The sequence below is a fragment of the Corynebacterium sp. ACRPE genome (assembly GCF_022347435.1).
GTDB lineage: Bacteria > Actinomycetota > Actinomycetes > Mycobacteriales > Mycobacteriaceae > Corynebacterium > Corynebacterium tuberculostearicum_D.
Window position 1 is genome coordinate 1 of record NZ_JAKRNA010000040.1, and the last position, 9949, is coordinate 9949.

Consider the following 9949-nt stretch of genomic DNA (forward strand, 5'->3'; position numbering starts at 1 on the left):
CACACCGAGGATTTCCCGTCGGGGGCTAGATATATGCTTCCGGAGCATATACTTTCCGGAAACCTACAGGTCAATCCGTGAAAATCCGCGATTCCGGACACACTTTTTGACCCTTAACCCTGCTAGAGAGTGGGGCTCTCACACCACGCTAATAAGGACTACATCCTTACTGGTCTTCCATGACATCGTGGCGAATGATGGTCTGGTCGCGGCCGGGGCCTACGCCGATATAGGAGATACGACAGCCAGACAGCTCTTCCAGGCGCAGGACGTAGTCTTGTGCCTTCTGCGGTAGCTCCTCAAAGGTGGAGCATTCGGTAATGTCCTCGTCCCAGGCGGGCATGGTCTCAAAGATGGGCTCGGCGTGGTGGAACTCGGACTGGGTAAGCGGCAGCTCGTCGTAGCGCTTGCCGTCGACGTCATAAGCCACGCAGATAGGAATCTCACCGATGCCGGTAAGAACGTCCAGCTTGGTCAGGAAGTAATCGGTAAAGCCGTTAACGCGGGTGGCATAGCGCGCGACAACGGAGTCATACCAACCACAACGGCGCTTGCGGCCGGTGTTCACACCAATCTCGCCGCCGGTGGTCTGCAGGTACTCGCCCCACTTATCAAAAAGCTCAGTCGGGAACGGGCCAGCACCCACGCGGGTGGTGTAAGCCTTGATAATGCCCAGCGAGGTCTTGATGCGCGTTGGACCAATGCCGGAGCCCACGGAAGCACCACCGGCGGTCGGGTTAGACGAGGTCACGAACGGGTAGGTGCCGTGGTCCACGTCGAGCATGGTGGCTTGGCCACCCTCCATGAGCACGTGCTTGCCAGCTTCGAGGGCCTGGTTGAGCTCCAGCTCGGCGTCGATAACCATCGGGCGCAGGCGATCGCGGTAGCTCAGGAAGTACTCCACAATCTGGTCCGCCTCGATGGCCTTGCGGTTGTACATCTTCACCAGCATCTGGTTCTTGATATCCAGCGCGGATTCTACCTTCTGGCGCAGGATGGACTCATCAAAGATGTCCTGCACGCGGATGCCAATGCGGGCGACCTTATCGGCGTAGGTCGGGCCAATGCCGCGGCCGGTGGTGCCGATAGCGCGCTTGCCCAGGAAGCGCTCCTGCACGCGGTCCAGGGTCTGGTGGTACGGCGCCACCAGGTGCGCGTTGGCGGAAATCTTCAGGCGCGAGGCGTTCGCGCCGCGGGCCTCAAGGCCATCAATCTCATCAAAGAGCGCCTCAAGGTTGATCACCACGCCATTGCCCAGCACCGGGGTGGCGTTCTCGGACAAAATGCCGGCTGGCAGGAGCTTCAGCTCGTATTTTTCGCCGCCTACCACGACGGTATGGCCGGCGTTATTACCGCCGTTCGGCTTGACCACGTAGTCAACCTTGCCGCCGAGGATGTCGGTCGCTTTGCCCTTGCCTTCGTCGCCCCACTGGGCGCCGACAATGACGATCGCTGCCATTGTTTAGTCACTTCCTCATTATTGAAGCCAAAATACTCTCCAACTTTACACTTTCCCGGCGCAAAAAGCCCGCGTAGCATTGACCGCATGCGTTTTTTGTTCCTCCGCTGCGGCGCCCCGGGCGTGGCCATGCCTGCCGACGCCCACGATCTCTCCCCCATCCCTACCCGCAAAGAGCTCGCGCTTATCGACGCCTTCCTCAACCCCCTCCTCCCCACAGACCCCACTCCCTCGCTCGATGACATCGCCGCGCAACCCGATGTCCGCCACCTCGGCGCCCCCGAACCTGCCCCACAGGCCCCGCACTTAGCTGAGCCCGCCCGCATCGTCGTCGTCGGCTCCGACGCCGCCCTCTCGGCCGTGCTCACCCGCCTCATGCGCTCCGACCGCCTCTGGGCCGAGGTCGCCTTCATCCCCGTCTCCTCAGCCGCAGCCTCCACCCCCTCAACCACCGCGCCGGCCGCCTCCACTCCGTCCACCCCGTCCGCGGCCGCCCAGAACTGGGGGATTCCCACCTCCCCGGCCGAGGCCCTCGACTTCGCCCGCACGGCCCCGGTCCGCCCTGCGCCGCTTATCCGCAACGATTCCGGCCTCGCCGTCGCCGGCTCCGCCACCATCTCCGACGCCTCCAATGGCTCTTTCACCGGCGAAGTCATCATCGACGACCACACCCTAGCCGCCACTTCCCCCAAAACCTTCGGCGCGCGCCTCGTCCCGATGACCGACGCCCCCGGCATCCTCGCCGCCCGCGCCACCTCCCCCGTCGAGTCGCAGGGCCGCCTGCGCTCGCTGCTGCGCAAGCCCGGCCAGCTCGACCCCGAATCCGTCAGCACCGGCCGCGCCGTCCAGGCCGGCGGCCCACAGCTGCGCGTCATCGTCGATTCCGTCCCCCACAAGCGCCCGGTGACCCGCGTGACGTTCTACCGCCACCTGCGCGACCTCCAGATCGTCCGCCCTTAGTCCTCGCGCCCCCACACCTCCGGCGGGTAGGCCGGGTGCTGCGAGGTCGGCACGAGGTGCGCCACGGCCGACTCGCGCGAGAGCCCGCACACCATCAGCATGTCCACCACGATCGAGCGCGTCTGGCCCAGAATCATATAGGCCGACAGCGTGCCTTCCCTATCAATGATGTCCAGCCCGGCGCGCCCGCCCACGATGCGCAGACGCTGCACAAGGTCCGGAATTTCAATCGCCTCATCGTGCCCATGCTTCTTGCCCTGGCCGTAGAGCTCACTAATCGCGAGCATGATTTCAGAAAGCTCATCGAGCAACTCCACCTGCTTGTCCGAAACCTTGTCGCGGTCCTCCGTCAGGCCCAGCGCCTGGCGGGAGAGCACGCGCACGCCGCGGACCGCGTTATCCACCGGCAACAGGATGCGCTCCAGCGAGCGAATGCTGCGCCGCGAGGCCCACAACAGCGGCGAAACCTCCGAGGCCTCCCTGCCCGATTGCGCCGCGCTTAGCAGGGTATTGACGCTATTTTGGGTACCGCGCACCGCCTCGCGCGCGTCGCGGATGACGCCGGGGTCTTGGTGGCGGATGCCATAAGTGACGTCGGCAAGAATGCTCGAGGCAACCTTAAGCACCTTCGACACCTCGCGCCGCGCTTCCACCAACGGGGAATTGGGAATCAACGCAATGGTTATCAGGCCAATGCCCGAGCCAATCATCGCGTCAATCGCGCGGTGCAGGCCGCCCGGGCCCTCCGTGGGTGGGAAAATCGTGGCGATCAAAATCGCGCCAAAGACAATCTGGTTGGTCACCAGCGGCGACTTGGTCAAAAACGAGCCCACCACCAGGCCCGCGCCCACAATGAAGAAAATCTGGAACGGCCCCTGCCCCACTATCTGGAAGAGCAGGTCGCCCACGGCCACGCCAATGATGCCGCCAATCGACATCTCCAGCGCCTTTTTCATCCTGTCCCCACCGGACATCCCCAGAATGATGACCGCAGAAATCGGCGCAAAGAACGGCTGCGGGTGCCCCACCACATCGCCGGCCACCCAGTACGCGAGCGCCGCGCCAATGGTCGCCTGGATGATGTAGACAAACCGCGAGCGGATGCGGTTGACCCGCGAGAGCACCGAGCGGTCAATCACCCGCAGCTTTTGCCGCGTTGAGACTCTTTCCTTCGCTTCCGACATGACCTCCAGCATAGAAGACCGCCCTTACCATCGCCGCCGTCCCCGCGCATCTCGGCCGTCGGCTGGCTTGTGGATAGCTCTTGCCGACGCCCCCTTTTCCCCCGCCTATCCACAATTTCCCCCTCCCCGGCCGCGCACCGCTTGTTCGGCCCTCGCGCGCCTTTTAGCTTCGGCCGTGTGAACACCGAATTTCTCTTGCTATGCCGCCGCGGCGTCGATCTCGTCGCCGAATTTCAGGGCTGCTCCGAAGACTCGCTCCTCGAGGCCGGAGCCAGCCCCCTTCTGGCTGCCCAGCTCGCCCGCCTGCAACATGTCTACTTCGGCCGCACGTCCAATACCCGCAAGCAGCGCCTCGCTCGCGACGCCGCCCGCACCCGCGCTCACGACCTCGCCACACTCGATAGCATCGAGTCCTATACCCGCCGCGTGCGCGATACCAACCGCGCCTGGGACCTGCGCTTAGAGCTCTGCCGCACCGAGGCCCGCCTCATCCCTTCTGTAGCCAAGAAGCTCCTCAAGCAGCTCAATCCGCCCCGTCGCCCCGAGCCCGGCGTGCGCTATACCCGCCGCCCCGACGGACCCCACACCATCTCCATTACCGCCGATCCCACCGATATCGCCGATATCAAGGGCGTGCTCTCCTCGGTCAACAAGGACGATCCCCTCGCCGCCGCCAAGAAGGTCCTCCTCGAGGGCAACCCCGGCGCGCTGCCGGCCGTGCACACCAATGTCATCCTCACCTTGGACCAGCTCGACCGCATCGTCGCCGCGCCTGCCGACGCCGCCGATATCACCCTCCAGCTCACCAACGGCGCCCGCATGACCGGCGCGCAGCTCGTCGCCCGCGCTTTAGCCCAGCGCGGCTACGTCAGCCTGGTCCACCCGGAGCACGGCCCGGTGAACCTGTACCGCACCGAGCGCATGGCCACGTGGAAACAGCGCATGCTCGCCGCGGCCGAGCACCCCGTGTGCGCCTGGCCGGGCTGCAATACGCCTGCCGACGACGCCCAAGTCCACCACCTCACCGCCTGGTCCGCCGGCGGGCCCACCAACCAAGAAAATCTGGTCACCTTGTGCGCGCACCACAACGCCGTCAACCAAGACGACCCCTCCCGCCCCACCGAGCGCGGCCGCATGGTGCGCATCGATGGCCGCGTCGCCTGGGTACCGCCGTGGAGCAACACCCCACGCTTCGTCCCCAGCCCCACACAAAACCCCTAACTGCACCGGCCGATCATCGATCCCTCGCCCGGAACCACCCCGGCCGAAAGTACGAAAAGCCGCCTCCCACGCGGGGGAAGCGGCTCATTCGGCATGCCTATATACGAGGCTGCCTCAACTCAAAGCAGTGTGGAGCAGCTAAGGGCAATTACTTGGAGATGGACTTGCCCACGGAGTACAGGTCCTGGCAGGACTCGATGACGCGCTCGGACATGCCCTGCTCTGCCTTCTTCAGGTAGGAGCGAGGATCGTAGGCCTTCTTGTTGCCAACCTCGCCGTCGATCTTGAAGACGCCGTCGTAGTTCTCCATCATGTGGCGAGCAACCGGGTTGGTGAAGGCGTACTGGGTATCGGTATCCACGTTCATCTTGATGACACCGTAGCGAAGTGCCTCTTCAATTTTTTCCTTCTCGGAGCCGGAGCCACCGTGGAAGACGAAGTCGAAAGCGTACTCGTCCTCGCCCAGGCCGAGCTTCTTCTGCGCCACCTTCTGGCCCTCGAGCAGGACCTCTGGGCGCAGCTTCACGTTGCCTGGCTTGTAGACGCCGTGAACGTTGCCGAAAGTAGCGGCAAGCATGTAGCGGCCCTTCTCGCCGGTACCCAGGGCATCGATGGTCTTTTCAAAGTCCTCTGGGGAGGTGTAGAGGTTAGCGCCTGCCTTGGCCTGGACGCCGTCCTCTTCGCCGCCGACGACGCCGATCTCGGCCTCTAGAATGACGTGCGCGTTCTTAGCCTTCTCCAGCAACTCCTGGGCGATGACCAGATTCTCGTCGATGGGGATAGCGGAGCCGTCCCACATGTGGGACTGGAACAGTGGGTTCTCGCCGCGGTCGACGCGCTCCTGGGAGATGGCCAGCAGCGGGCGGACGTACTCATCGAGTACCTCCTTCTGGCAGTGGTCGGTGTGCAGCGCGATATTCACGCCGTAGTGCTTGGCGGCCTCATGAGCGAATGCGGCCAGTGCCTGAGCACCCTTGACCTTGTCCTTCAGTGCCAGGCCAGAGCCGAAGGCGGCACCGCCGGTGGAGAACTGGATGATGCCGTCGGACTCGGCCTCAGCAAAGCCCTTCAGAGCTGCGTTAATGGTCTCAGATGAGGTGCAGTTGATTGCTGGGAACGCGAAGCCGTTCTTCTTCGCGGTATCCAGCATCTCGTTATAGACCTCAGGGGTTGCAATTGGCATGAGTTTCCATCCTTAAAAAGTGGGTTTGTGGTCAAACACGTTCCAACAGCCAAGTATGCCCGTTTCACGGAAATTCTGCCGCAAAAACCGTGTGACATTTTCAACCCAGTCATTTCCGGGACCAATCTACTCCGACAAGCGAGGGCTATTTCGCCATATTTCGCACCACGCGGGCGCAGGCCTCCATCAGCATCCAGCCGGAAAGCTGCACGGATAAATCGCGCTCATCTACGCGAATGATGCCGACCTTCTCACTCATGGTGCGCCGGCCGAAGCCGTAGTTATGCGGCAGGCGCGCATCGGACAACCAGTCGGATCCGAAAATCGGCAGGCCGTCGACTTCGAGGCGGTGCTCCCACACCGACTCGGCCGAGGCCACCACCATGCGCGCGGCCAGCTTCTTCGTCGCACGGTTGGCGGGGGAATCGCCGGGCAGGCGCACGGCGACGTCGGCAAGATAGCGCATCAAAATGCCTTTAAACAGGCCACCGTCACCATCGCCGGTCTCCCAGTCCACCACGCCCGAAGGCGTAGCCATGCCCGAAGCCACGGTTTGCACCAAGCCCCGGATGCGGATGATGTAATCCATCATCTCGGAAGCCATCTCAGCCTCGTACACGCTGTCGATCTGTTCCAAATCGCCCACGCCAGCCTTTTCCCGCAGCGCCAGCACGATTTCCAGGCACGCGCCGAGCACTACGCCCTGGCAGTAGGGGTGAATGTTTTTTACCACCTCAGGGCCGTCCATGCGCATGCGGACGCCGTCCATAATGTAGCCGTCGTCGTCAAGCAGGTGGTCATAGATCCAGTCAACGATGCGGCGCGCTTCCTCAATGCGCCCCATCCGCGCGAGCATGATGGCGCCCGGGCCGTTGGAGGGCACGTTCATGAAGTTCTCGCCCAGGCGCCACGGCAGCACGCCAAGCGTTTCATCGAGGCCTTCGTGGATATTGCGCTGCAGGGCCGCGAGACGCTTGGGCGTCTTTGCCTTCTTCAGGCCCTCCACGCGGCCGAAAGCCAGCGCGAGCCAGGCCTTGTCGTCGTAGTACTTATTCTTGGTCAGCTGCGCGAGGTTGCGGATGCGAATGCCGCGCAAGGTGTCATAGATGCGGTGGCGGCGCACCTTGGTGTTATTGCGCAGCGCCGCATCAACGAGGCAGTCCAGGTAGTGGGCCTGCCACCAGTAGTGCCAGTGGACAAAGAGCTTTTCCTTCGTCGTGGGCGGCCAGCTAACCACGGCAAGATTGGTGCGCGGCAGGCCCCATACGGAGTGCGCGTGGCGCTCGTTGATGGCGGCCTCTGCGAGTTCGGCGCGGTGGGCCCACTTTTCTTCCACGGTTCCTCAATCACTTCAGTCGCACGGGTAGATATAGCTAGTGTAACGATCTTCCTACCAGGAATTTGCCAGATCGGCGTGCTGGCGGATCCAGGCGTGCATGGCAATGCCGGCCGCAACGCCCGCGTTAATGGAGCGGGTGGAGCCAAATTGGGCGATGGAGCAGGTCATCACCGCAGCATCCTGGGCCGCTTGCGTCACGCCGGGGCCTTCCTGGCCGAAGAGCAGCAGGCTGCGCTCCGGTAGCTCGGCCGTTTCCAGGGGCACGCAACCGGGGGTGTTGTCGATGGCAACGACGGTAAGGCCCTCCTCGGCTGCCCACGCAATAAGCTTCTCGACGCTCTCGTGGTGCATCAAGTGCTGGTACCTATCCGTGACCATTGCCCCGCGGCGATTCCACCTGCGGCGGCCGACGATGTGCACGGTATCGACGGCGAAGGCGTTGGCGGTGCGCACGACGGTGCCGATATTGGCGTCGTTTTCGAAGTTCTCGATGGCGATGTGCAGGCTATGCCGGCGCTTATCGATGTCCTCTTTGATCGCTTCCCTACTCCAGTAGCGGTAGGCGTCGACGACGTTGCGACGGTCGCCTTCGGCGAGCAGCTCTGGGTCGTATTTCGCGGCCTCCGGCCCTTGCGGCAGCGGACCTTCCCAGGGGCCTACGCCATGGCGACCCTCGTTCCACTCGGTCGGCCCCTTGGCCTCGTCCGGCTTAGCCTGGCCGGCCGCGCTATCTGCGTTAGGCGAGGTCAAGGTCGCCCAGGCCCAGCAGGGAGCGGTACTCGAGGCCTTCTGCGGCGATGACGTCGCCGGCACCGGTCTCGCGGTCCACGACGGTCGCCACGCCCACGACCTCGGCGCCGGCCTCGCGCAGCGCGGCCACGGCGGTCAGCGGGGAGTTGCCGGTGGTCGTGGTGTCCTCTACGACGAGGACCTTCTTGCCTTCTACGTCGGCGCCCTCGATGCGGCGCTGCATGCCGTGCTTCTTGGCTTCCTTGCGCACGACGAAGGCGTCGATATCGCGGCCGTCGGCATGCATGATGGAGGTAGCAACCGGGTCGGCGCCGAGGGTCAGGCCACCGACGGCCGCGAAATCCCAATCCGCGGTCAGCTCGCGCAGCAGGGCACCGATAAGGCGGGAGGCTTCGTGATGCAAGGTAGCGCGGCGGAGATCCACGTAGTAGTCAGCTTCCTTGCCCGAGGACAGGGTCACCTTGCCGTGGACGACGGCCAGTTCCTTGACCAGTTCAGCGAGGCGGGCCTTCTTCTCGGCGTCCAGGTTCTGGGCGTGCGCATTCTGGGCGTTGGTGGTGTGAGAATCCACAGTCATCTGCTCCTTGTCGTGGTTCGTAGGCGGCGGCCGGCCGCCGGTATCGAACTCTAGGCTACTCTCCCCGGCGCGGGTCCGATTCCTCGGCCGCGGACTCGCTCGCCGGGCTGGGGTCGACTGGGTTGGGGTCGGCCGCGCGGGGGCCGTCGGAGGTGGAGTCGGCGGAGGGGCTGTCGAATATGGAGGCGGCGCGGAACTGCTGGCGCGGCAGGCGGGCGGTGTGGGAATCGGGGGTGGGGCGCTCGCGGCCGTCGGCAATGGCGTCTACTTCGTCGCCGCCGAGAGCACTGTGCTCGACTGGGCCGCGGGTTTCAGAGTAGGCCCGAGACGGCATCTGCAACGGCTCTTCCGGCCGTTGGATGACGGGTCGCTCGAATTCGGGTGCGCCTGCGGCCGGCGCGCCGCCGACGACCTCGACGATGGGCTGGGCGGGAATCTCGCGGGCTGGATCCAATTCCTCGAGACGCACCACGTGGGTGGCCGAGGAACGCGGGGGGAGGACTCGGGCGGCGTCGGCAAGCAGGGCGAGAGGCGGCAGCATCGCGTCCCATTCCGCGGAGCGCGCCTGCTTCGTGGTCTGCGCCAGGACCCACTCCGTTTCCATCCACAGTGCGGTAACGGCCTCGGGCATTTGTTGCAGGGCGACGTGGACGCGTTCATCCACCATGCGCTCGGTCACGGCGCTATCCGAGGAATACACATCGAAACCCTCGATGGTCATGGCCAACAGCAGATCCTCGGACGCCTTCACGTCGTCGCGGTCGAAGCGGCGGAAGTCCACCACCATGTCGGAGGCCGCTCCGGTGCGCATGGCCATGACATTGACGCCATCGATATCCATCAACAGCATCTCGTGGCCGTACACGTTGCCAGCGACAATGTCTTTAGGTGCCGCGCCGGTGGAGGCCACTCCCCTGGTCCATTCGTCTACGAGGTAAGGGTCGGCCTTCATGAATTCAAATCCCTTGGCTTCCGCCCAATTGCGGCGCTCGCGGCGCATGGTTCCTGGCAGGACCGGCCGGTGGCGTGCGTGTGGCTTGGAAGGCGCGGGGTGCTCGCTCGCGGTCTCGGGGGCCGGCTCGGGTTCGTCGGTTGGCTCAGGTTCTTGCTGGGGCGGGGTCTCGGGCGCGGGTTCGGGTGTGGGTTCCGGCGCGGGAGCTGGCGCAGCTGCTTCGGTGGCTGGGGTGGCCGGGGCAGCGTTTTCGGGCGCGGCGTCGGAGGATGCAGAGTCCGTCGGAGTGGAGTCCGTTGGAGTGGGGTCTGCGGGGGTGGGATC

Annotated in this window: 8 protein-coding genes and 1 pseudogene; 2 read left to right on the top strand and 7 right to left on the bottom strand. The window is 64.4% G+C overall.

From position 1 onward, the window contains the following. Nucleotides 1-166: 166 nt before the first annotated feature. The gene (locus tag MHY13_RS11770) at nt 167-1459 is read right to left on the bottom strand and encodes an adenylosuccinate synthase (protein ID WP_005325555.1); all 1293 of its coding nucleotides are present in this window, start codon (nt 1457-1459) and stop codon (nt 167-169) included. Between the two features lie 87 nt (nt 1460-1546). Here MHY13_RS11770 and MHY13_RS11775 point away from each other — a divergent pair, with 87 nt between their 5' ends. Further along, complete coding sequence (locus MHY13_RS11775; RefSeq protein WP_204610882.1) at nt 1547-2419, top strand: hypothetical protein; 873 nt, start codon at nt 1547-1549, stop codon at nt 2417-2419. Here MHY13_RS11775 and MHY13_RS11780 read toward each other — a convergent pair. Next, nucleotides 2416-3615, bottom strand: coding sequence for an aromatic acid exporter family protein (locus MHY13_RS11780; RefSeq protein ID WP_204610880.1), 1200 nt, complete (start codon nt 3613-3615; stop codon nt 2416-2418). The genes MHY13_RS11775 and MHY13_RS11780 overlap by 4 nt on opposite strands. 165 nt (nt 3616-3780) lie before the next feature. Between MHY13_RS11780 and MHY13_RS11785 the strand changes: the two genes are divergently transcribed. Further along, a complete protein-coding gene (locus MHY13_RS11785) occupies nt 3781-4824 on the top strand; it encodes an HNH endonuclease signature motif containing protein (protein ID WP_239283214.1) in 1044 nt (347 codons plus the stop codon). 148 nt (nt 4825-4972) lie between these two features. Here the strand turns inward: MHY13_RS11785 and fbaA are convergent, their stop codons facing one another. The 5 genes and pseudogenes from fbaA to MHY13_RS11810 form a co-directional block, all read right to left on the bottom strand. Continuing rightward, nucleotides 4973-6007, bottom strand: a complete 1035-nt coding sequence (gene fbaA / locus MHY13_RS11790) for a class II fructose-bisphosphate aldolase (protein WP_239283215.1) — start codon at nt 6005-6007, stop codon at nt 4973-4975. A 145-nt stretch (nt 6008-6152) separates the two neighbouring features. Then, a complete protein-coding gene (locus MHY13_RS11795; RefSeq protein ID WP_239283216.1) occupies nt 6153-7343 on the bottom strand; it encodes a glycoside hydrolase family 76 protein in 1191 nt (396 codons plus the stop codon). A gap of 54 nt (nt 7344-7397) precedes the next feature. Next, a complete protein-coding gene (locus MHY13_RS11800) occupies nt 7398-8096 on the bottom strand; it encodes a TrmH family RNA methyltransferase (protein ID WP_239283217.1) in 699 nt (232 codons plus the stop codon). Next, the gene (gene pyrE, locus MHY13_RS11805; protein WP_049377135.1) at nt 8083-8673 is read right to left on the bottom strand and encodes an orotate phosphoribosyltransferase; all 591 of its coding nucleotides are present in this window, start codon (nt 8671-8673) and stop codon (nt 8083-8085) included. Before pyrE ends, MHY13_RS11800 begins: the two co-directional genes overlap by 14 nt. A 55-nt stretch (nt 8674-8728) precedes the next feature. Next, nucleotides 8729-9949: pseudogene (locus MHY13_RS11810) on the bottom strand (hypothetical protein); the annotation flags it as partial.